The organism is Marinobacterium nitratireducens (assembly GCF_014645375.1).
GTDB classification, from domain to species: domain Bacteria; phylum Pseudomonadota; class Gammaproteobacteria; order Pseudomonadales; family Balneatricaceae; genus Marinobacterium_A; species Marinobacterium_A nitratireducens.
This window is the reverse complement of sequence record NZ_BMLT01000003.1, coordinates 501,311-524,226: the sequence shown is the minus strand read 5'-3', so window position 1 is coordinate 524,226 and position 22,916 is coordinate 501,311. Positions and strand designations below refer to the sequence as shown.

Annotated in this window: 17 protein-coding genes, 1 tRNA gene and 2 riboswitches; of the genes, 8 read left to right on the top strand and 10 right to left on the bottom strand. The window is 55.5% G+C overall.

Features of this window, described 5'->3' with window-relative positions; translation table 11 throughout:
* Positions 1-56: 56 nt before the first annotated feature.
* Positions 57-917, top strand: coding sequence for a DsbA family protein (locus tag IEX85_RS08050; protein WP_188860060.1), 861 nt, complete (start codon positions 57-59; stop codon positions 915-917).
* A gap of 40 nt (positions 918-957) precedes the next feature.
* Here the strand turns inward: IEX85_RS08050 and IEX85_RS08045 are convergent, their stop codons facing one another.
* Positions 958-3,573, bottom strand: coding sequence for an Ig-like domain-containing protein (locus tag IEX85_RS08045; RefSeq protein WP_188860059.1), 2,616 nt, complete (start codon positions 3,571-3,573; stop codon positions 958-960).
* 65 nt (positions 3,574-3,638) lie between these two features.
* Positions 3,639-3,737, bottom strand: a riboswitch (cyclic di-GMP riboswitch).
* A gap of 977 nt (positions 3,738-4,714) precedes the next feature.
* On the opposite strand from IEX85_RS08045, the gene IEX85_RS08040 reads away from it, so the two are divergent.
* The gene (locus tag IEX85_RS08040; RefSeq protein WP_188860058.1) at positions 4,715-5,812 is read left to right on the top strand and encodes a hypothetical protein; all 1,098 of its coding nucleotides are present in this window, start codon (positions 4,715-4,717) and stop codon (positions 5,810-5,812) included.
* A gap of 87 nt (positions 5,813-5,899) precedes the next feature.
* Entirely contained in the window at positions 5,900-8,884 is a 2,985-nt protein-coding gene (locus tag IEX85_RS08035) for an MSCRAMM family protein (RefSeq protein WP_188860057.1), read from the top strand.
* 84 nt (positions 8,885-8,968) lie between these two features.
* Here IEX85_RS08035 and IEX85_RS08030 read toward each other — a convergent pair whose 3' ends face one another.
* The 3 genes from IEX85_RS08030 to IEX85_RS08020 all read right to left on the bottom strand — a co-directional run bounded on the left by IEX85_RS08030 (position 8,969) and on the right by IEX85_RS08020 (position 12,948).
* Complete coding sequence (locus IEX85_RS08030; RefSeq protein ID WP_188860056.1) at positions 8,969-10,300, bottom strand: Ig-like domain-containing protein; 1,332 nt, start codon at positions 10,298-10,300, stop codon at positions 8,969-8,971.
* Between the two features lie 65 nt (positions 10,301-10,365).
* Positions 10,366-10,458, bottom strand: a riboswitch (cyclic di-GMP riboswitch).
* Between the two features lie 261 nt (positions 10,459-10,719).
* Entirely contained in the window at positions 10,720-10,956 is a 237-nt protein-coding gene (locus IEX85_RS08025; protein WP_188860055.1) for a hypothetical protein, read from the bottom strand.
* Positions 10,957-11,559: 603 nt separating this feature from the next.
* Positions 11,560-12,948 (bottom strand): sigma-54 dependent transcriptional regulator, encoded by a 1,389-nt coding sequence (locus IEX85_RS08020; protein ID WP_229721835.1) that lies wholly within the window; start codon positions 12,946-12,948, stop codon positions 11,560-11,562.
* A gap of 439 nt (positions 12,949-13,387) precedes the next feature.
* On the opposite strand from IEX85_RS08020, the gene IEX85_RS08015 reads away from it, so the two are divergent.
* The 3 genes from IEX85_RS08015 to IEX85_RS08005 all read left to right on the top strand — a co-directional run bounded on the left by IEX85_RS08015 (position 13,388) and on the right by IEX85_RS08005 (position 16,106).
* Positions 13,388-15,199 (top strand): ExeA family protein, encoded by a 1,812-nt coding sequence (locus IEX85_RS08015; RefSeq protein WP_188860054.1) that lies wholly within the window; start codon positions 13,388-13,390, stop codon positions 15,197-15,199.
* 3 nt (positions 15,200-15,202) lie between these two features.
* Positions 15,203-15,940 carry a general secretion pathway protein GspB gene (locus IEX85_RS08010; protein WP_188860053.1) on the top strand — a complete coding sequence of 246 codons (738 nt, stop codon included), beginning with the start codon at positions 15,203-15,205 and terminating at the stop codon, positions 15,938-15,940.
* Between the two features lie 90 nt (positions 15,941-16,030).
* Positions 16,031-16,106: transfer RNA gene (locus tag IEX85_RS08005), tRNA-Thr, on the top strand.
* Positions 16,107-16,141: 35 nt separating this feature from the next.
* Here the strand turns inward: IEX85_RS08005 and IEX85_RS08000 are convergent.
* From IEX85_RS08000 to IEX85_RS07975, 6 genes are all read right to left on the bottom strand, one after another.
* Positions 16,142-17,458: an Arm DNA-binding domain-containing protein gene (locus tag IEX85_RS08000; protein ID WP_188860052.1), complete on the bottom strand. Its 1,317-nt coding sequence runs from the start codon at positions 17,456-17,458 to the stop codon at positions 16,142-16,144.
* Entirely contained in the window at positions 17,455-17,664 is a 210-nt protein-coding gene (gene xisR / locus IEX85_RS07995) for an excisionase family protein (RefSeq protein ID WP_229721834.1), read from the bottom strand. Before xisR ends, IEX85_RS08000 begins: the two co-directional genes overlap by 4 nt.
* A gap of 146 nt (positions 17,665-17,810) precedes the next feature.
* Entirely contained in the window at positions 17,811-18,062 is a 252-nt protein-coding gene (locus IEX85_RS24225) for a helix-turn-helix transcriptional regulator (RefSeq protein ID WP_188860051.1), read from the bottom strand.
* A gap of 46 nt (positions 18,063-18,108) precedes the next feature.
* On the bottom strand, positions 18,109-18,300 hold the full coding sequence (locus IEX85_RS07985; RefSeq protein ID WP_188860050.1) for a hypothetical protein: 192 nt from the start codon (positions 18,298-18,300) through the stop codon (positions 18,109-18,111).
* A 963-nt stretch (positions 18,301-19,263) separates the two neighbouring features.
* On the bottom strand, positions 19,264-19,464 hold the full coding sequence (locus tag IEX85_RS07980; protein WP_188860049.1) for a hypothetical protein: 201 nt from the start codon (positions 19,462-19,464) through the stop codon (positions 19,264-19,266).
* A 194-nt stretch (positions 19,465-19,658) separates the two neighbouring features.
* Positions 19,659-20,171, bottom strand: a complete 513-nt coding sequence (locus IEX85_RS07975; protein ID WP_188860048.1) for a hypothetical protein — start codon at positions 20,169-20,171, stop codon at positions 19,659-19,661.
* Between the two features lie 821 nt (positions 20,172-20,992).
* On the opposite strand from IEX85_RS07975, the gene IEX85_RS07970 reads away from it, so the two are divergent.
* Positions 20,993-21,196 (top strand): hypothetical protein, encoded by a 204-nt coding sequence (locus IEX85_RS07970; protein ID WP_188860047.1) that lies wholly within the window; start codon positions 20,993-20,995, stop codon positions 21,194-21,196.
* Between the two features lie 1,071 nt (positions 21,197-22,267).
* On the top strand, positions 22,268-22,912 hold the full coding sequence (locus IEX85_RS07965; RefSeq protein WP_188860046.1) for a hypothetical protein: 645 nt from the start codon (positions 22,268-22,270) through the stop codon (positions 22,910-22,912).
* The last annotated feature ends 4 nt before the right edge of the window (positions 22,913-22,916 follow it).

The following is a 22,916-nucleotide window of genomic DNA, read 5'->3' as shown; positions in this document are numbered from 1 at the left end:
GCTAAACTTAGCAAGTTTGAAAGGGCTTTTCATTTAAAGGCTTAGAGAGAATTAAAATGGACAGCAGTAGAAGGGTGAACAGGTTTGTAAAGAAAGGGTGCGTAGCGGTAGTTTTGGTTGGGCTTTTTCTTGCGTCTCCTGATTTTATTTCTGCAGATGAGGAGGGAGAATTACAAACACTAATGGCTGATGTACAAGAGTTGCGAAAAGAGCAGTCGGCTATCAAGCAGGATCTCTTGGAAATTAAACGGTTGTTAGATGAAATTAGTGCCGAAGAAAACGATAGTATCAAGGTGGAAACTGCAAAGAAATTACCTGATAAGCCACTGCTACCTATAACCATGGATATATCAAGTTCTCCTTTTCTTGGGAAGGAAGATGCCCCGGTCGTCCTGATAGAGTTTACCGATTATCAATGCCCCTTCTGTCGACGACATTTCGAGCAAACCTATCCTCGTCTGGTGAAGGAGTTTGTCGAGACAGGAAAGCTGAAAATTGTTTTAAAGGAGTTTCCCATTCAAAAACTGCATCCTGTTGCACCCCGGGTAGCGATGGCAGCGCAGTGTGCGGGTGGCCAGGGGCAGTACTGGGCGATGCATGACTTACTGTTCCAGAACCAGCGACGGACCAGTATTGAAGACCTGGAAGGCCTTGCGCGGTCACTGAGCATCGACACGGTTCGTTTTCGCCAGTGCTTGGAGCAGGGGGAGTATGCGCATCAGATACGGGCGGATTTCGATCTGGGGGTATCGGCCGAGGTCCGAGGAACACCTTTCTTTTTCATCGGCCCGTTTAATCAAGAGGAGCCCGGACAAGTAACCGTAGAAAAGTATCTGTATGGAGCCCATTCGTTTGACGCGTTCAAGCGATCGATTGATTCCTATCTGGATACTGATAACAGCCAGGCGGCTAACTGAAAGTGAAAGGGGCACAGCGCGCCCCTTTCACAACCTCGGGTTACTTGTTGGGCCCCTTGCCTTTACCGCCGCCTCCGGTTGCGTCCGTAGTGCTGCTGCTATCAGAGATGGTGACGGTCGCGCTGGCGAAAAGAGCACCATCGCTGATCGTATAGGTAAAGCTGTCGCCATCCCTGAAGTTCTTGGCCGGGAAATAGGTTAGCGTCCCGTCGTCGTTTATCGAGATATCACCCAGGGTTCCCTGTGTAACCGAGACCAGCTGCAAGGTATCGCCATCCACATCGGAGTCGTTTGTGAGTACCGCAATCGTTATCGGCGTACGCTTGTCAGTTGCGGCATTGTCGGGCCGGGCTACGGGAGCATTATTTATGATTTCGGGTGCAGCCGATACCTGTACGCTGACCGTAGCGCTGGCACTGCCGCCATGGCCGTCGGAAATCGAGTAATCGAAGGTTGCGGTTCCGCTAAACCCCTTTACCGGGGTAAAGGTAATGGTGTCGTCAGCGTTCATTAAAATACTACCGTTGACGTTGCTTACAAGCGTTACCGACAGGGCGTCGCCATCAGGGTCGGAATCGTTACTCAATACAGCAATGGTGACAGCCTTATCATGATCGGTACTGGCGTTATCGTTTTGAGCGACAGGCGCGTTGTTGACTGCGGGGCTGTCTACGACATAGGTCACATGATCCGATACCTGAGCGGTAACACCGGACAGGGTGATTGGAATATCGTAAAACCCATCGGCTGTGGTCGCGGACGAGGTCACAAAAAGGCTGCTGCTGGCTGATTCGCCGGGAGCCAGGGAAACGGACGGACTGGTGTAGCTGAAATCCCATCCGCCAGGTACGGTGCTGCTTAACTCATAGACAGCGGGAGCGCAGGCCTGACTATCGTTATTGACAACACTGACGACATACTCGACGGTGGTGCCGGCCGTTACCCAGTCGCCGGTTTGGGGCGTTAGCATCAGTGCCGGGGCTGCCGGGGTGCAGTCCGCCGAAGCTGTGGTGATGGAAACATTGATCTGATCTCCGCTCACCCAGTTCGTTGTGATTTCGATACCTGAGTTGGCGTCGTAAAAGGTCTGTCCCACTACCAGCGCAGGATCATTGAAGTCGTAGTCAATGTTCGCCGAAGAGCCGGGAGTCATATCCAAGAGCCGGCTACTGTTATAGTCTGAAGAGTTGCCGCGATTGATAACAACCCCATTCATGACATTGCTGGCATCGATGGGGTTCTTACTGGTCGAATTGGTGATAAAACTATCGAACCCAAGCGGTTGGCGGAACTCGATATAATACGCTGAAGTACCGTCCGTACCTTGGGGCACTTTGATTGCCCTGGTTGTGCTTGTGGCACTGCTATAGGGTTCAAGTGTATAAGAACCGCTGCCTGTGGCTGTAATCAGCCCTTGGTCCAGCCATCCCAGCCGTTCTTTTTGGAAAGCGTTGAAATGGCCGGTATAGGGAGCGCCCATGATATCGAGCCTGTTACCGTAGTTGTTGCTATAGCAAGACCCGGCACCTTCAATAATTTCGCTTCCGCATTCCAGGCCTGCCGAGTGGCCCAGACCGAAATTATGGCCCAGCTCATGGCCGGCTACATAGGGAGTAACATAACCGTTTAGCCATGCACGAGTATTATAGCCGCCAACCCTACCAAGACCGCTCCAGCCACAGGCATTTTTCGGAAAGGCATAGACGATCCGCTGATAGGCAGAAGTATCTATTCCGGCGGCGCTGGCGGCTTCAGTTGCGAGTGTATCCAAACCATAATAGTCGCAAACCGTACTACTCATGGGCAACGTAAACCAGCCTTTGACATCACCATTGAACCAGGTCCGTCCACCTGAGTTTTCAAGATAAAAGTCGTTAACGGTGCCGAAGATCACATCCCGTACCTGATCCAGGGTCCAGGGCTGTTCCTGCTTGTCTTCGAAGTTCACAAGCATCACCAGCGTCTTCTGCTCTCCGAAGGTATAGGCGCCGGCCGGCGGGATGGCGCTTGAGGTACCTTCTGCGGTGCAGCATTGTGCGGTGACGATGCCTTCCTCGGCTGCAACCAGGGAGCCGTCGCCGTCGTTGTCGGCCTGCGCCAGCAGTACGCCTTCCACGGTCACCTCGTCACCGTAGTGCAGCTCGAGAACAGGTTCTGCTATCTGCAACTCGAAGCGCTCCCCGAATGGGGTTTTGAGGAAACGACGCAGCTTGTGCGAACCGTCTTCATAGTCCTCGTAGAACACCTCGGACTTCCCGGACAACTCGACCTTCTGCTCCAGCAACGCGATGACCTCGGCGGGCATTCCCAGCTGCTGCTGGTCGGGGATCGCGACTTTCAGCACCGTGGCGGGATCCCGGGCGGCCAGATCAAGCAGCAGCGCCCGGCGTTCCTGAGCCTTGGTTACCAGCATATCCAGTGCACGCGATTTTTCGGAGCCCTTGGCGTTTAGCCACTGCTTCTGCAACGCCATCAGTGCCTGTGTCTGCTGGGTCGCCTGCAGGCGAGCCTGGGCAACATCGGCAGCGGCGCTTACCTGTGTAGGCTGGGTGGCGCTCGCCGGCGAGGCGGTGGCGGGCAGGCTGACAAGGGCAACGGTGGTGGCTAGACCAATCGTGGCCATCAGTCGGCCGCAAAATGGCACGGAACTGCGCATCAAGGCTCTCCTGAAAAGGTTTCAAAAGATCCTCTGGCGGCCTGTCCGTAATGAGGTAACTCTCCTTCGGCGGTCCGGCGATCCTTGTGTCAACTGAGCTTAATGCCCATCAAGGACCCGTAACTTTGCGCCGCCCGGTTACCCGGGCTTTGCCTTTGTCGGGAGAGGATCTTTGTGTATCAAACTGTTGCCGCAGTGTTGTTGTTCTGCGGGTTTGGCTTGCCGGTGCAACATCCGTAGGGGTGATCCAGCCAGTTCCATTTTTCATTGCGAGCGTCCCTGTTTGGCCCGAGCGGGTCGGCCCCTGTATCAATTTCGACTCAGTTTTGCGGATTCAGCGCTTCCGGCGCGCCAGTTGATGAAACTATAACATCTTGAAATGTACAGGTTTTATACAGATGTGGAATATACCGTTTACTACCTGTATCGGCGAGGTGTAGGAGCTTGGAAAAGTGTTTCTAAAAAGAGACGCTGGTTGGGTGGTTAAAAAATAATCGTAAAGAATCCGGTACAGACGCGTTCTGATCGATACAAGGAAAGGGCGGGCGATGCGGAGTGCGGGTGCAGGTATACAGCTCGAAGGGCTGTGCGTCTGTAGAGAAGCGCTGTCGGCATAACTGTCTCTTCAAAGTAACAGTTCCTCGGCCAAAAAAATTCGGAAAATCAAGAAATTAACGGTTCTCGGTGCCAGGGCTGTTCCAGCTGATTAACAGTCATGGCAGCCCCGATATCCAGGTTCTTATAAAATATTCTTATATTTCAATGAATTACATTGATGGCCCGTTGCTTGCTTTCTTTGTTGGCGATAGCGCGATGATGCTCGGATACCGGGCATGGTGCCATGAGCACTGGATAGAGCTTGTTCGGCGACGGTTGTGGATGGCCGCAAGGCCTGAGGATAAGGGGTATGCAGGCAAACAGTCATTCGACGGGTGGCTTGAACCATTCGGGCCGAGCCGGGTACCGGGTCGATCTCTGGGATCTGCTCGGGGGATTGCTGGTGATTGGCCTCCTCGTAATGCAGCTGTGGCCGGAAGCCGAGACACCTGCGGCACGGAGCGAGCCCTCCAGCGCGATAATCTCTGAGAACCCTGTAGCTGAGGGAGTCGCGAAGTCCGAGCGCTTTGCTGTTGACGAGCGGTTGAAGTATTGGCCGGAGCCGCAGGTTGCCGATAGTTACGTCCGGGATGGTCACGGCCCCAGCGACCTGCTGTTACGCCTGCAGCAGTTCGCACAGAAGCCCGGATGGGCGATTCTGCCCGAGGACATTGCGTCTGTGCGGGACGATATCGATACGCTGGTTTCGCAGGGGGATCCGGCGGTTTCGGCAATCCGCGATTTTCTCAGGAATGCTCGCGGGAGCACCTTGGCAGACGATGCAATAGCGAAAGCCGGTTATGGCAGTCTCAGGCTGGCGCTATTCGATGTACTGCAGAAAATTGGTGGTGCCCGGGCCGAAGCCGTTTTGTACGACGAGCTCGAGGTGTCGGAATCCCCGCGTGAAATCGAGACCCTGGCCCGTTATCTGGATGCGAGCTCTCCTGGTCTTTACCAGCGCAATATCGTAACGGTAGCCCGGGACACCCTGGCACTGGCCAGCGACGACGGAATAAACGGGCAGGATACCGGCCCGTTGTTTCGGGTATTGAAAGACTTCGGCGGCGCGGAGCTTGCCAACGATCTGGGTCAGGTCTCTCAGCTGCATTGGGGACAGTATGCCGCGGTAGCCCTCGCCAGCCTGCCCGATGGCGTCGGGATCCCGAATCTTGCCCGCTGGGTCGAGGGGGCTTCGCCAGGGAATGTCAGCGCCGCCTTCGCGCTGAATATTCTGGCGCAGTCCGCGCAGTATCCCGATGCCCGCAAGGCGCTGCTCGAAAGCTCCCGGGTCGGATTGATTCCGGACTCGCGCTGGCCGGAACTCGCCCGCCTGCTGGCGGGCACTTATCGTATTCAGCTGGAGCCTCCGGCCCATGGCTTTACGGGCCTGGCGCCGGATGCCGCACGGGGACGGGTTCTGAGAACCCGGACCTACTCGGCCCGCACGCCCGGCGGCGGACAGACACTCTACGGCCTCGAGTCGGCATCACCGGTGCTTTCGCCGGATAGTGCGGATGCGCGACTGGACCTGATCGAAACCTTGATCGATGAAACCGATAGTCCGGCGGCTCGCCGCGAGCTGGAACGGGCAGTCAACACACTCTGGTCTTTCTACAGGGAACAGGAGGGGAAGCAATATTGAAGTATGAAAGCGGCCTGCGCATCCGGTTCGGGACACTGGACCTGACCGGATTTCGAACAAGCAGCCTTGAAATGGGAGGGGCTGAAGATGAAATGCAAGACTTGGGGAAGAAGGATAGGTGCCTGTATTCTCGGCGCCGTCCTGGGGGCGGTGCCGATAACCGCCGCCGCAGTCCATCTGGCGGTGGGGGACAGCGAATTCGAGATCGACCTCGACGCCAACTTTGTCGTAGACGACGTGGCGCATATCGACTGGGCCACGGCATCGGTGGCATCCGCGGCGATGGTCGTGGATGATGAACCGACGGGCAATGACGATGATTCTTTCAAGGGCGGCACCAAGGAGGATACGCTCAATCCCGATACCACGACCGGTAGCATTCCGAATAACAAGAGCGACCTGCTGAACTTCGGTGTTTATCAGGAGACCACCGACTCGAGCGACTACCTGCATCTGCTCTGGACTCGGGTACAGGATCCGTCCGGTACCACCCTGATGGACTTCGAGTTCAATGCCGGTAACAGTCTGTATCCGGCAACTGACGAGGGTATTCAGTTTCCGGTGCGTGAAGCGGGCGATGTGCTGGTCGAATACAAGCTGGCGCAGGGGGGCACGACACCACAGCTGTTCCTCTATTTCTGGCTCGAGTCGGCGGACCAGCCAGGCACCTGTGAAGCCAGCAACAGCTATCCCTGCTGGGGTAATCGTCAGGACCTCACCGAGGCTGGTATTGCCGTTGGCTCGATCAATACGTCGGTCGCGGACGGGAGTGCCCTGGGTCTTGGAATGTTCGACCCCTATACCTTCGGCGAGGCAAGCATCGATATCGGCGCACTGTTTCCGGAAGGCGAGTGTGTTTCATTCGGGTACGCATCACTGAAGAGCCGCTCGTCGGATTCGTTTACCGCTCAGATGAAGGACCTGATCGCGCCGGCGCCGGTGAATATCAGTAACTGCGCCAATATCAATATCCTGAAAACCGACGACGATAATCCGGCTAATGTAGTTTCCGGCGCCATCTTCCGACTCTACAACGACGATGGTGAAAACCTGGGTATCTTCGACTCCGCTGCTTCGTCAGCCGATCCGGATACCCGGACAACGGTTCCGGAATCGGATCCGCCGGTCTTTTTCGCCGATTGCGAAACGGATGCAACCGGAAAGTGCACCTGGTTAAACGTCTTTGCCGGTAACTACTGTGTCGTCGAGATCACACCGCCTGCCGGACACTCGCTGCCGCCCTATCCGGATTACTTTGATTGCGGCACCGTGTCAGCCGACAGCGATTTCGATGTGATGTTTACCAACCCGCGGCTCCCTGCGCGTATCGATATCATCAAGACCGACGATGCGACCCCGCCCAATCCGCTTGCCGGTGCCGAGTTCACGCTGTTCACCGATATCGCCTCCGGCGCATCCGGCGCCATCGGCTCCTATGACCCGGGCGATCTGGATACCGGGCTTGGTTGCACCACAAACTCCTCGGGTCTCTGTTCGATCTCGAATATCCTTCCACCGGGCGATTACTGCGTTGTCGAAACGGTTACGCCAGTCGGTCACGATACCGCGGATCCGCAGTGTACAAATCTGAGCCTCGACGAAACCTTCGAAATGACCTTTGTGGACCCGAGACAGCCGGCGACCGTCAATATTCTCAAGAAGGACGATGATGATCCGGCGAATCTGCTATCGGGCGCCGAGTTTACACTGTTCACCGACATTGCCTCCGGCGCCTCCGGTGCGATCGGCTCTTACGATCCGGGCGATCTGGATACGGGCAAGACCTGTACCACCGATGCGACCGGTACCTGTTCGATCACGGATATTCTGCCGCCAGGCAAATACTGCATCGTTGAGACCATTACACCGACGGGTTACGACACGGCGGATCCCCAGTGCGAGGATCTGAGCCTGAACGAGACGGTGAACCTCGAGTTTATCGACCCGCGGCAGCCGGCGACCGTCAATATCCTCAAGAAAGACGATGCCGAACCGGCGAATCTGCTCTCGGGCGCCGAGTTTACACTGTTCACCGATATTGCCTCCGGCGCATCCGGTGCCATCGATTCTTATGACCCGGGCGACGTGAATACCGGCAAGAGCTGCACAACCGATGTATCCGGTACCTGCTCGATTACCGACATTTTGCCGCCGGGTGACTACTGTCTTGTCGAGACCATTACGCCGACCGGCTATGACACGGCGGCTCCGCAGTGCGAGAATCTGAGTCTGAACGAGACGCTGAACCTCGAGTTCATCGATCCTCGGCAACCGGCGACCGTCAACATTTTGAAGAAGGACGATGCCGATAATCTGCTGGAGGGGGCCGAATTCACCCTGTATAGCGATATCGGTACAGTCGGAACTTATGATGATGGTGTCGATACCAGTACCGGCAAGACCTGTACCACCGGGGCTGACGGTACCTGTACTATCGATAATATCCTACCGCCAGGAGATTACTGCCTGGTTGAAACGGTGACCCCGGACGGCTATGAAACCGCTCCGCCGCAATGCGAAAATCTGAGTCTGAACGAAACCGTCAATCTCGATTTCGTAGACCCGCGCAAACGTGGCGCCATCCTGATCACCAAGACCCGCAAGCATGCCGCCGATGGCCCGGGAGACCATCCGCATGTCGGTGTCGAGTTCACGATATCGGGAGGAGGGCTGGATGCGCCGGTTGTCCGGAGCACCGATTCGGACGGCGAGATCTGTGTCGACGGTTTGCTGTTCAGCGAGTTCTTCGGCGGTGATTACAGCGTAACGGAAACGCTGCCGACAGGCTACGCAGCCGACGGGGACCTGACCAAGACCGTTACCGTCGATACGGTGGCCACGTGCAGCGACGATCCCTATGTGGGCGAGCAAGTGTCGTTCAGCAACACGCCGCTGTCCGACATTACGGTGTCCTTCAACTCACAGGTGCCGGGCGGTACTGCTGCAACGATTAGTTGCGGACTGGCCGATAACCCGGTCGACAATACTCCGGCAGCCTTTGACGATACGTCCGAGACGTCGGTCGATCTGCTTCCGGGAACCTATACCTGTACGGTGGTTGTCGATCCGTAAAGGGTAGGACCCATAGTCCCGTCATTGAAAAAGGCGGTATTCCCTCGGGAATACCGCCTTTTGGCGTTGGTGTAGCTGAAGGGCTTACTGCGCCAGCACCTGAACGCTTTCGCTTGTGCTCATATTGCCCGCAGCGTCGAATACCTGAATCTCGATTATGTGATCGCCCTGCTTCTTGGGCACGTCCCACCAGCAATTGTGGAACGGCGACGTCGCGCCCCATACTGGCGATGGCTCGGTTGCAGAGCAAATGACCTGCCCGTCAGCGATATAGTCAACGCGCGCAATGGCGGCATTGTCCCAGGCATGGCCTTCGATCTGAATCAGACCGCCACGCGCGATGATCGATCCATTTGCCGGTGACAGTATCCGGGCGGTGGGAGCGATGATGTCTTCTGTCATCGGCATCGGGTAGCCCATGAGACTGGCGACGATATCGACATCTGTCTGAGATACATAGCCGTCAGCATCGAGGTCGAAGCGCCGCCACTTGTGGGTATTCAGGTAAAGGTACCCGGGATCGCCGGGGTTTGCGCTGATGGCGGCGAGCGGAATGCCGTTGCCCTGACCGAGATACTGGCTGATTCTGTCGATATCGAGCTGATCCACCTGGCCATCGTCGTTGACATCCGCCGGATAGCTGTCGATTTCGTCGTTTGCGCTCATGGTAGAGGGCTGCGATTTCAGGTAATTAGGCCCCCAAACCGTATTCATCGCCGATTCGCCGCCACTGGAGGTCACGTAACGCACCAGGTTTGCCATGGTGTGCTCCAGGCTGTCGTTCCAGCCGTCAGCATCGCCGTCTGCGTTCATGCAGCGGTTGTAATAGAACACCGCCCAGTCGTTTTCGCTGCGCCCGTCGACCACGATGTTTTCGGCCAGGGTGTCACCGGTATTGGTCAGGGTTACCGAATAGTAAATACCTGCTTCCTTGTAATTCGGGAACATGCACAGCTGGGCGCTGTTGCCGACACGGGTCGCAACGATGTCCATGCCGGTCTGGTCGGAGTTTGAGCTGGAAAAGTCGTCGTAGGGAACGGTGCTCGACAGTTCCAGTTCAGACCCTGCCCAGGAAAGCTGTACCGAGATGGCTGCCGGGTGGTAGTTGCAGGCGGGGTATTTAGGCGTGAAGGTGAAACTCTCGCCGGGTGCGAGATCGCCGATGGCTTCCCAGATCAGATGATCGTCTTCACCCAGACAGCTGTTGTCGCCGGAGAGATTTCGAAACTGGTAGGTTTCCCGGGACAGTGCCAGGGGCGTCGAGACGCCGTTATCCGCGCCCTGTCTGTTACCTTTCGCCGATGTCGGTTTCCCGGCGAGCGCGGTGCCGCTCAGGCAGAGTGCGAGGCCGAGCGGGGCAATAAGTGAAAGGGTCCGTGCGGAATGATGCGCACGAAAATAGCGGAAGCGCTGCATGAGGGTTCTCCTGATATGGCATCAAAAGATCCTCTGGCGGCCTGTCCGTGATGAGGTAACTCTCCTTCGGCGGTCCGGCGATCCTTGTTGTAAACCAGGCTCAACAAGGACCCGTAACTTTGCGCCGCCCGGTTACCCGGGCTTTGCCTTTGTCGGGAGAGGATCTTTACGTCTGTTTGAATCTGAGCCGTACCTTAACATGCCAGGCTGATCGAAATTTATACGGTTGTGTAATAAGGCTGAGACAGGTGCAACAGTAATAACTAGAGTTTCGCTAGAAGTGTTGCTATATGGATACAGTGGGGTTTCGGCGGGCCGCGATATGTATTGGTTTGTTAACAATAGCCGCCTGGTGGCAGCCAAGTTTGGTCGCAGGTTTTTGAGTAGAGCGCCAAACCTGTTTCATAGCTGGAACAGCTTCAGGCAACTTCGTCCCAGAGGATAACGATGGGAGCGGGGGCGTCTTCGTACGAGGGGTTCGCGGCGTCGCGGAAGTAGTCGGGCAGATCGAGATCGTCGGGTGGGGTGTCGGATCGTTGTGAGGTGGCAGAGGCGTTGCTTTTGGTCTGAGAGTCACCCCTGCGGATTCTGTCACGCAGCAGTCGGTTGCGATGGTAGTGACTCTTGGAGATGGTCATCTTGTTGCCCGATTTCATCAGACCGCACCTCTCGCTTGCCGGTAATCTGCGCTGTAACCGACAGTTTGTACGTACTGGGCGGCGATCTGGATTATGGTCTACCTGCTGTTGGAGTCCTCCTGCTGGCAAAAAGGTCCCTTTTCCCGGGCTGGCTCTTGGCGTGACGGGTGCCAGCTTTTTTACTCTTTGAATAATATTACGCAAGTATCAAGCCACTTAATTAAGTAGCTGATTTTATGGGCTTTTTAACTTTTGGTGACCGTTCGGTGGGTCGATTTGTTTCCTTTTCTTAACAAAACCGGGTTTTCGCTGTTTCGTTTAAGTTGCAGGGTGGGTAGTTTTGCGCGGCATCGAGGGGGGCTTGGGGGCCTTGCGGTTTGGGAAAATTAAAAAAAAATCGCTCACGGAGTGAGCTCCTACGGCGGGTGTGGTGCCAGGTAGGAGCTCGCTCCGCGAGCGAAGCGTTCGGGGGCGGTGGAATCAGGACGGAGTGGGCAGCTGCGGGGCCGGTTTCCGCGGCGCAGGGCCGCTTTGAGAGGGGAAACAAGATCACTCACGGAGTGAGCTCCTACGGGGGCCGCGTACCCAAACTTACGGGCACTGCCCCGCGGCGAATATCTTTCAGCGGATATGGTATTTGTCCATCAGGCGGTAGAGCGTTACCCGGGATACACCGAGCATGCGGGCTGCCTTGGAGACGTTGTCGTGACTGAGTTCAAGGCCCTGTCGGATGGCCTGCTTCTCGGCGCTGTTGCGGGCATCTTCCAGGGTGATCTGCTGACCGCTGCTGTACAGGTTGTCGTCCAGCCCGAGGTCGGCCGGGGTGATCAGGCGGTTGTCGCTCATGACCATGGCGCGACGTACGCGGTTGATCAGTTCCCGCACATTGCCGGGCCAGTCGTAGATGGCCATGGCGGCCAACGCCTGCTGGGTGAAGCCGCGTACATGGCAGCCCTGTTCGCTGCGGAATTTCTGGAAGAAGAAGCGTGCCAGCAGTTCGATATCGCCGTCACGCTCGCGCAGTGCAGGCACTCTTATGGTCAGCACGTTGAGGCGGTAGTATAGATCCTCGCGAAAATCGCCATTTTCTACCGCCTGCTCCAGATCGATATTGGTGGCGGCGATGACACGGGAGTTGACGCGAATGCTGGAGTTGCTGCCGAGCCGCTCCAGCGTCTGCTCCTGCAGAAAGCGCAGCAGGTGCACCTGCATGTCCAGCGGCAGATCGCCGATCTCGTCGAGAAAGATGGTGCCTTCATTGGCCGCTTCCAGACGGCCGATCTTGCGCTTGTAGGCACCGGTAAAGGCGCCCTTTTCGTAGCCGAACAGCTCCGAGGCGACCAGCGTATCCGGCAGTGAGCCGCAGTTGACCGCAATGAAAGGCCCTTTGTGGCGCGACGATCGCTGGTGGATGGCGCGCGCTATCAGCTCCTTGCCGGTACCGCTTTCGCCGGTAATCAGCACCGGCGCTTCGGCTGTGGAGACCTTGCGAATCTGCTTGAAGATTTCCATGATGCTCGGGCTTGCCCCGACCATGTGGAACTCGTCGAGATGGGACAGCTGCTTGTCCTCGAGCTTGCGCAGACGACTGATACCGTAGGCGTGACCGAGGGTCGCACGCAGGTAACTCTCGTTGTTCTCCAACGGCAGGGTGAAGTAGTCGTAGAAATTTTCATACAGCATGCGCCTGAAGGCGTGGTCGCGCATGACCTCCGGGGTCGTCAGAGCAATCCAGGCGGTAAACTGGTCCTGATGGAAGAAGTCTTCGATTTCATCGCGGTCGTTGATCGACGGCCAGTCGAGTTTGACCAGGCCGACGTAGTAATCCTGATCGCGCAGGAGTTCGCGAGCGCTGTCGAGATCGGTCACCCGGTCCAGTTGCCAGCCCTGTAGGTTGAGCTCGAAGTTCGAAGGACGCTTTCGGTCCGATACATCGAGAAAGAGCGCCTTGCGGGCGGCCATGCCCGAACTGTCTGTATCCCGTCCCTGCTCCTTGTTGGCTATTTGCATGGTGTTTACGGACTGTTTGGGCCCGGATGGCCGGAAGGTTCCCAGAGTTCAGAAACCCCTGGCCTGAGGCACTTCGAGAAGCGGCTGTGTTTTTGGCTTTTTCGTTCTTCCGAAGTGGCGGGTCGCTGGCACCTGACTTCGAATGATCATGGCTCCTCGATGGCATCCGGGGGATGGGTTGCTGGAGAGCGACACTTTTTTGTTCTGTTTGTGTAACAAGTATAGTTGTGTGCCCGGAATACAACCGGATAATGATGCAATGGTGGTTGTCGCATCTTGCTTTGTATTCATATTGATACAGTTGACGGGCATTATCGGGTGCAGGCCAGCAGGTTTCGGCGGTACATTGAGGTCCGTTGAACGCTTCCTGCCGCGAGGAGTAAAAGCGCATGGCAACATCTATAGTTACTCCATACTGAACCCTCGAGTGGTATCCGAGATGTATAACAGTTACTTCGGGTTGACCGAGTCCCCGTTTTCGATAGCACCGAATCCCCGCTATCTCTATCAGAGCGAACAGCATCAGGAGGCTCTGGCGCACCTGATGTACGGGATCAGCAGCAATGGCGGCTTCGTTCTGCTGACCGGGGAAGTCGGTACCGGCAAGACCACGGTTTGCCGGTGCCTGCTCGAGCAGTTGCCCGACAACACCGATGTCGCCGTTATTCTGAATCCGAAAGCGACCGTCGAAGAGCTGCTTGCCGCCCTGTGCGACGAACTGGGTATCGAGTACCCGCAGGGTGAACAGGTTCGCAGCAAAACCTACATCGATCTGATCAACCGCCACCTGCTGGAAACCCATGCCCGCGGCCGCAATACCGTCCTGATCATCGATGAGGCGCAGAACCTTGGCGCCACACTGCTCGAGCAGATTCGTCTGCTGACCAACCTCGAGACCAACGAGTGCAAGCTGCTGCAGATGGTGTTGGTGGGGCAGCCGGAGCTGCTGGAGCTGCTGGCGCGTCCGGAGCTGCGCCAGCTGTCCCAGCGCATTACGGCCCGCTACCATCTTGGTGCGCTGCCGAAGAAGGACCTCGAGGCCTATATCGTGCACCGGCTGTCGGTGGCGGGCCTGGACAGGCCCATTTTCCCGGCCAGAACGCTCAAGCGCCTGTACAAGCTGTCAGGCGGTATTCCCCGGGTGGTGAATATTCTTTGCGATCGCGCGCTGCTCGGTACCTTCGTGCAGCGGGATAACCGCGTCGAAGTGGCGACGCTGATCAAGGCCGCGCGGGAGGTGTTCGGCGACGAGGCCGCGGTGCGGCTGTCCGGTGGCGACAACCGGCGCTGGATTCTGGGGTTGTCGGTTGCTGCCGGTCTGCTGGCCTGGGTGATCGGCTTTGGTGTGGCGGCCTGGGTTTCCGACGAATCGCGCTTCGATGCGCTGAAGGAATTCAGCCTGCTGAGTACGGATGAGGCTCCGCCAGATCAGACCGCGATGCCGGAAGTCGAGCCTGCTGTGCCGGAACAGTCTGCGCTGGCAAGCGCTGCAGCCATGCCCGAGCGCTCCGAGCCGGCCAATGTCACGGACAGTTTGCCGGTCGAGGAGCCCGCCAGCGCCGGTGCCCTGGAGCTGGCGCTGCTGACGACCGGCTCAGAGATGGCGCCGGCAGCCGCAAACGACATCCCCGGTCCGTTCAGCTGGCCGCAACAGTCGGACAGTGACCTGGGTATGGTTTATGCGTACCGGTCGATGTTTGCGGCCTGGCACGTCGAGTACGATCCGCGCCAGAATCCGGTCGTCTGCCGCTTCGCCGAGAGCCATGGGCTGGGTTGTCTGTTCTCCACCGGAGACCTGGTATCGCTGCAGGCACTTAACCGACCGGCGGTTGTCAGTCTCAGAACCGGCGCCGGAGAGACCGTTCAGGCGGCGGTGATGTCGGTCAACGATGAGCAGGCGCTGCTGATGATCGACGGCAAGAGCGTGGCGGTCCCGTATCGGGAGCTGGAACAGGCCTGGCCGGGCTCTTACACCCTGTTCTGGCGTCTGCCGCCGGGGTACCAGGCGCCGATCTGGCCGGGTTCGTCCGGCGCTGCGGTGGAGTGGCTCAGCCAGACCATGGCGCAGCTCGAGGGTGGCGTGCAGCTCATGGCCCATAACACCTACGATACCCGCATGGTCCAGCAGGTAAGGTACTTTCAGATGCGTCAGGGACTGACGGTCGATGGGGTGGTAGGTCCGAAAACGGCCATCCATCTCAACACCCGGACCCGTCAGGACCTGCCGCTGCTGTCGTCGGAAGAGTTGTAAGCGATGTCCTATATTCTTGATGCACTGAAGCAGTCGGAATCCAAAAGGAAAGCAGAGCCACCACCGAACCCGGAGGGCGCGGCGGTCATCGCCAGGCCACGCCGGCAAACCCGCCCGGGTGGGCGCATGAAATGGCTGTTACCGTTGCTGGCCATCATGGCCGTGCTGGTCTGGTGGCAGCGCACCATGCAGCCGGGTCCGGAAACCGGAGTGGTCGTGCCTGTTGAAAAAGCGGCAACGGTCGCGCCGGCCGAATCACAGCCGTCTGCGGCCGCACCGACGCCGCGCGATGTTGCCGCGATCGCCCCGGATGCCGCCAGTGCCGATGATTTGCGCGGCGTGCGGATTCAGGTGCAAGAGCCGGTGCCGGCGCCTGCCACGACCGCGGTGGTGAGAACCCCGCCGTCGCGGCCGAGCGAGAGGCCTGCGCCGGCACAGCAACAGCCGGCGGCAGCGGAAACGGATACCGCAGTGGCCGAGACGCCGGCCGCCCCGGCTAGTCCTTACGACGATGTGCCTTACTGGCGTCAGCTGCCGGTCGAGGTTCAGCGCAGCCTGCCGGAGCTCAAGTTCAGCGTGCATATCTATTCCGACGATCCGGCGTCGCGGCGGGTCAAGGTCGGGGAGCGTATGCTGAGAGAAGGTCAGATAATCACCCAAGACGTGCGGCTGGTGGCCATCATTCCGAGGGGGGTGATCCTGTCCAAGCAGGAGTACCGCTTCAGGATGAACGCGCTCTGATTCGATCGCGGGACGGCACTTGCCGTGCCGGCATAGAAGATTTAATATCCGTTATCGTTCAAGGGCTTGGCGTCGTCAGGCCCTTCCTGTGCCGACATAGCTCAGCTGGTAGAGCAGTCCACTCGTAATGGACAGGTCGGAGGTTCGAATCCTCTTGTCGGCACCATTTTAAGCGTCTGATTTTTAAAGCTATTCTCTCTTTTAATTACCTCCTTGGGACCATTTTGGGACCAAATCGCCGGTTTCCTGTCCGCCTGAGTCCTTGCGGAACCCCATCATCTGCGAAATCATCCCGGCCATCGAGCGAGTGTCGTTCGGAATCCAACACCCATAATGGCGTTTCACCATAGTCGTATCGGCATGCCCCAACTGACGTGCCACCCATTCGAGCGGGATGTAGTTCGACAGAAGCTGACTGGCGAAAGTGTGTCTGTACTGGTTCGCGCCTCGAGCCCTTAGCTTGGCTTTCTGCAGTGCACTTCGATGACGACGAACCAGGGAAGACACATACCATGGGGTGCTGTCTGAAATCTTCTCAGGTGCCCGATCCGGTGCGTTGAGGAAAACAAAGCGTACCTCATCCTTACGAGTGGTGACGTTGTTCCGCTGTATTACCTCGACCTCCTGGGGAGGTAGCATCTTGGTAAAAGGCTCCTGGCGTTTGAGCCAGTCGATAGCCGGATCGATGAGTTCAACAACACGAACCCTGCTACGTTCCTTCGGTACCTTGTACTGGGTGTACACTCGAGCACGCTGAACCTTCAACGTCCATGTTTCGGTATCGATATCTTCCCAGGCCAGTGCCATGACCTCTGAAAGTGATAGGCCAGACCAGGCCGTGAACATGAACATGTTGATGTCCATCGGCCGATTGGTCAGGATGTTCGCGAGCCGGTCCAGTTCTTCTCGGGAGAACGGGTCTGCCGAACCCTCATCGTCATCATCTCGTTCGAGGTTCTGGATACGATCCAGGGGATTGTGTTTGATCACACCGTCCTGGAAGGCATCGCTCCAGATGCCCCGTACTGCAGTGAAGATATCGTTGACCGTCTTGGGCTTAAGCCCTTGGGCCAGTAGTTCCGACTGAAACAGCTCAATGTCGGACTTGGGTATCTCAGCAATGCGCCGAGATCCCCACTTCTTACTGACGTAATCGGCTTTGTGTTTGTAGTTCTTGTAGGTGCTGTGGGCTCGCTTGGCTTTCTGCACCTCAAGCCACTTCGTTGTGCCTTCCTCCACGGTACGACGGGTAACATCCCCACCATAGCCTGAGTAGAGATGCGCTTTCGGTGAGTTGGGGAAGTGGGCTGCGTAGTCGAACCGACCCTCTTTGATCTCGGTAAGGATCACGTTGCGTTTGTTCTGCGCATAGCTGATGGAGGACTTAGTGATCCTGGCCACTTGCTCCAGTGCTTCTCGACAGCGTTCACCTCGATAGCGGAAGTCTATTCGGATCTGATTACCGTGTATCTGGATCCCTTTCGGGAGCTGATCCACACCTTTCGGTAGATTGCTCATGCGACCCTCGGCTCCTCAAACCAGTTATCGACTTCTTCCCGATTGTAGACAACCTTGCCGATGGGGTCGTACTTCCAGTGCTTGCCTTCGAGCCAGATACCCCGTTCACGGTATTTCCGAGCACAGTCAGCACTGATACCCCAAGTGGCAGTCGTCAGGTTGCTGCGAATCCAGCGGCCAGGCAGTGTTACGATTTTTTGAGTCATTGAAATTAATCCTCCTGGATCAATGAAATAAGAGATAGGCCGAGTAACCAACAGTGGACGATGAGAGTTGGTTTCTGGTGGTCAACTCGGCAGAGGTTAGTTGGATGGAGTCTCGAGTCCGGTGCAAAGTGGACTCGGGTTATGGATTAGAAGAGGGGCTTTACCTGCCGCGACTGATTAAACGGGCGAAGGAAGTTCCTACTCCAGAAGCTGGTACGGTGATTCCGCTGCTTCTGTTTAGTAATCCATTTCTGGACATCCCTATGAGACCAACGAGACCTAGAGTTGATCCGAATGGGCGAGGGGAAGGTTCCACTTCTTACCTGCTCGTAGATCCAGGTTCGTTTAAAACCGATCAGATCCTCAACTTGCTTGAGATTCAGAAGCTTGTCGGCCATAAAATTGTTACCTCCTTAACTGGTTAGTTGAAATTAGGGGCTGAGGCTATCTGCGACCAATGATCTTCTGGAGATCCTGGATCAAGGTGTTGTGATAGCCATAGAGCACAGGCAGCAGTTCGTTGCGATGTATCTGCAAGTGGATCTGTGCTGCCATGATTGCTTCCGGAAGGCTGTCGTAGGTCGGATATATCAATACCTTCTTACGTTCGAGCTGTTCGTAGGCGGTAGGGGTCATAGATAACTCCTGGGGATTAAAGGTGCTTCGTCGCTTGCTGCCTACCGGTGCAGGGCCTGCGAGATAGCAGTCCTGTCGGTATGTGCGATGGATGAGGGCGTGTATGGATTAGGGGTGTGTGAGGCGGCTGCTCGGGCCTGAGAAGCTGGAGCCCTGAGCCAGTAAGTAATACTCCTGGTTCATTGATCTACCAGGCTGTGCGGGTTGCCAGTCTATCTCTATTCGCTCATGGTCTATCTCCTTTTTCGGTTGGTTCTATTGGTCCGCAGAAGTGATTTAGTCTATCGGCTCTATATAGTTTAAATGTTAGGAATAATGATCGATAGAATATCGGTTGGGTATGGTATGGAAGCGTCTAGTTAACTATTTAGGCACGGTCTTTTTTATAACCATGCCACGCGGCGGATGCCGCGCTATTCCTTAGTGATGTGTTCAGTTTATTCAGGATTTAATTTAGGTTCGCCAAGGTCTTAGTAGATGGTTTGTGGTCAAGCCATTCAGTCTGCTATGTCTATCTTGTCTGTGTGGTGTTCAGTTTGGTTCTGCCCAGGTGCTGGTAACAGATTAGGTTGATATATCGGGTGTGTATCGGGTTCGGTTATTACACCGAATTCACTCATGTTACTTGAGCCTATGCTGGAGTGGGTTCTGGCTTTATAGCCTGTAGGTGCCGAGCCAGTGATGCTAGATAGGGTCGTTGAATCGGCTAATGATTCTTAGTGAGATGGTGTTGAGGATTATTGAGCCGCTACAGGTAAAATAGACTGAAGACCCCGGGGGGGGGGAGGTCTCCAGCAGTCTTTAAAACCTGCAGTAATGCGGTCGTACCCAGTTATGATATTTCGCCCAACCCTGCGGATGCTGAGCCAGGTGGAATCAACTACGGCCTGAAGTCACTGCATGAGTCTTAATGATACCAACCCGCGTACAGGGCGCGGATGCGCCCCTTATGATTGGAGAGGGTTACTTCATCAGGGCCGCAGCATTCATGACATCACCGGCTATAAATACCCAGCCATGGTCACCTTGCTTGCGTAGAGGCTTCGGCGGCTCGATGCCTCGGAGCGGCTCACCTTTCTGGATCGCAGCCTTGAGTTCTGAAGCCCGGACGTTCAGCAGTCGGGCAGCGTCATTGATCCCGATTCGGGTATCCTTGAAGTCCATTAGTCTCTCCTTGCTCAAGTGGTACTTATCTTACCTACGGTTTGATCTAGAGTGGCTACTTGTTAGCGGAGTAGAAGAATATTCCACTTGGCGGATGGGTCACCCTTCGTTCCTGACGGTGAGCCAGAAGGAGTAAGGTCTCAGTTCCCTGGCTCGAGCGAAGAATTTGGCGTAATGGTCTTTGTTAGGGGCACTCAAGGAAGGGTCTTCCAAAGCATCTTGGCCTGAGCATACTGGAAGCACTTGATGAACTCAGGATTGATGATAAAGACCAGTTCTCCGCGCTTCCTGTGAACTAGGTGACTGGGGACTTTCTTGAGGATCTGTTGTTCGATTAGTTCTTTGAGGTGGCGGCTGAACACCACCTGCTGGTTCTTATTCTCGTAAGGCTTCGGGAGACGGGCCAACCCAGTCTCGCGGTCGTAGTGAACCTTGATCTGATTGAAGTAATGGATCGCTTTATTGGATACCTGCTCCAGCCTATCAAAGATATCCATTTCAGCTCTCATAGCGTTATCTCTCATAAGACCTATGGCTTGGAAGCCTTTCCAGTCTGATTTAGGTGTTTGAACAACACTGGCTCGGTGGCCTGCAGGCACATGAATATACGCCCGAGTATCCATCGTATCGTTTACGTGCCTGAGTGTTGCGCAGACCTCTTGAAGCGCTTGCTCCGCTGAGCCAGTTGAGGTAGGTTGATCGCTCATTGTTTGTTCTTGCTCGGTAATGTGGACGGGTACGGCAATACCGTTCGCTATCCTACCCTCAGACCCCTTAAAAAGAAACGGATTCAGTTACTATTTATTAAAAAAGTAACTGGATTAGTTACTAAAAATCATGTAAGTCATTGTTTATAAAGAACTTTTTCCATCTTAAAAGTATATATCCAAGCCAGCGGGCGGATGCCCGCCTGTTGCTTCTAGCCCTATAGCCCTATAGCTCTATAGTCCTATAGCTCTATAGCTCTATAGCTCTATAGCTCTATAGCTCTGTCACCTTCTTCACATGAGCGGACGGATACCGTCTCTCCCTATAGATTTTATACAGGGTCCTCCTCCGGCCTTGGCGCCTGGGCCACCGCCTCGCTATCGTGTGACTCACTCCGCTCCGTTCGTCCGACTGGCGGGCTAAGCCCGTCGCCTGCGGGCGGAGGTCCTGATCCCTCCAAAAGCCCTTTGTGTATTTTGTACAAGTAGTGAATAGGAAGACGTATTCACGCAGCTGGAGGTATTCCTGCGTTTGTCTTTTAAAGGACCCTTCAGGGAGTGAACGCTGAGCCGTGTGCCCCGAGCAAGTCAGGCCAGATCCGCGACGCTGCGCGCAAAGCGCAGCAGTGGCGCGTAGATGGTCCTGACGGCGCAGAGGGCACAGAGGCGATGGCGGAACGAGCGTCCCTGAAGAATAAAGGTTTGAGCGGGTTGGAACTGTTAAAAGCAGTAACAGAACTACTGCCTCAGCATTTTTGAGCTTGGCAGGTACCTGGACTAGAAAGAGATGACTCAAAGGTTGATGGTGAGGATATCGACTAATGGATCTCGCTTTACTCGAAGCAGCAAAGCCCGCGTTCTATCAGGTAGTCACGATCCAGGGAGAACAATGCCTGTCTCACTGGAATGGGGAGCATTGGGAGATGGATGCGACTTGTGATGCGGTGAATGAGATGCTCTGCATCGGTATGCTGGATGTTTATGCAATTCAGGGCTGGATTGATCAGCGACGCAGCGGCTACTGATTTGGAGATGGTAAGAAAGGGCTCGATCGGGAGCCCTCTCTTTCTGTTCCTGGCTCAACAGAGCCGCTTCCTTTGTACAGATCCTGATCGATCTTCCTGGCTCAGCGGTGCTATTGCTTTGCTTACTGGCTCATATTGCTCAGTCCGCCTGGGAGCCTCTGAGAACGTTTGATTCGGTAAAGGTACCGAGAGGGTCGCACCAACGTGGAAAGTCTCTCATAGAGCGAGCCAGGCATAATTAGGGGGCGATCTATGAAGACAAGTAGGTAGGGGCGATATTCTCGCCTGAGCGTACACCGAGGCTAACTGCTAGCATTTCTGACACTTCGGCATCCTTCAACCCGCTTTCACCGTATCCACCTCTGTTCACCGATCTGCATATTCCGGCCCATCGTGAACAGTCATTCCGCCGGAACGTGAACACCTATTCTGATTCAACGTGAACACCCATTCCGGCCCAAGATGAACACTTTCGCTGGATTTCCGGAATCGCCGTTCACGACGCCGGAATCACTGTTCATCTTCCCGGAATCAGGTGTTCATCTTCCCGGAATCAGGTGTTCACGTTCGTCCGGAATCGGTGTTCACCTTCACCGGAATACGCACGATCGCTTTTTGACATGCGTGCTGGCACGTCGGATTTATCTTCAGCTACCTCCGCAGAGCATCTGGGTCGAGTGCGTTTCCCTGAACGACAAAGCCAACGTGGGACACCGAAAATGGTTGTGTAAATTGTGAAGTGCACAATTGGGCAACGTTGAGAGTGCAGGAGTGGATAGCGGACCGATGAATGACGACTAGGTGGGTTCCATGTCGGCGACCGAAATTGCGTAATTTTCTGATTTTTAGGGCGATTTCACTTTAGGTTCTAATTGATGGATACTCCGGCATTAGGGCTGCAGTACGTTAGGGTACTGCGATGGCGAGCATTCATGAGTTTTGGCAAGCTCGTAGCTGGGCTGTGGCTCAATTCTCGATCCGGCTTTATTACTACTACGACGAAGGGCTATATGCGTGTTGTAGGTAGTGATTGATATGCTTAGTAATTGAAATTTCAAGGACGATGTATCAATGCTCGAAATCATTGGAATGGCTGTTGTCGCCTGGGTTGTTTTTGCTATTGCTACGGGTGTTTTCAGAGGTGTCAAGCTCAAGCGTAACCGGGAGACTGGCAAGCAGGTTCGAGATATCGCAGTCAACACCTTAGGCGTACCGCCTGCATACTATAGGCACTCCGTCTTAAACTATATGGATGAGGTTAAAAAAGCAGCCGAGTACCTTCAAAGCTCGGGCGGTGATTATTCATCCTTAGACTGGCCGAACGCGCTGGCTTGGGCTATTTACGGAGGGTACCGTCACGACTGTGACCAATACTTACGCGGAAATGCTTCTGTGCAAAACGTGCTGGAACGCGCAGGAGTGTCAGTAGAAAATATTAATAATGAGCTAGCTAGAGACTCCCTGAGCTTATCGACCAATTCAGAAGAAGCCGAGCCAGAAGCAGAAGCTGAAGTAGAAACAGCAGTAGACCCACTTCAGCTCTTGCAGTTCTACCAGATCGTCAAGATCCAGGGGGAGGAGTGTCTGGCTCATTGGAACGGTGAGCATTGGGAAATGGATGCCACTTGCGACTCATTGAACGAAATGTTGCGTACAGGTCTGATCGACTTACGAGCAGTTCAAAACTGGATTGATAAAAAACAGACCCAGCAGTGATGTA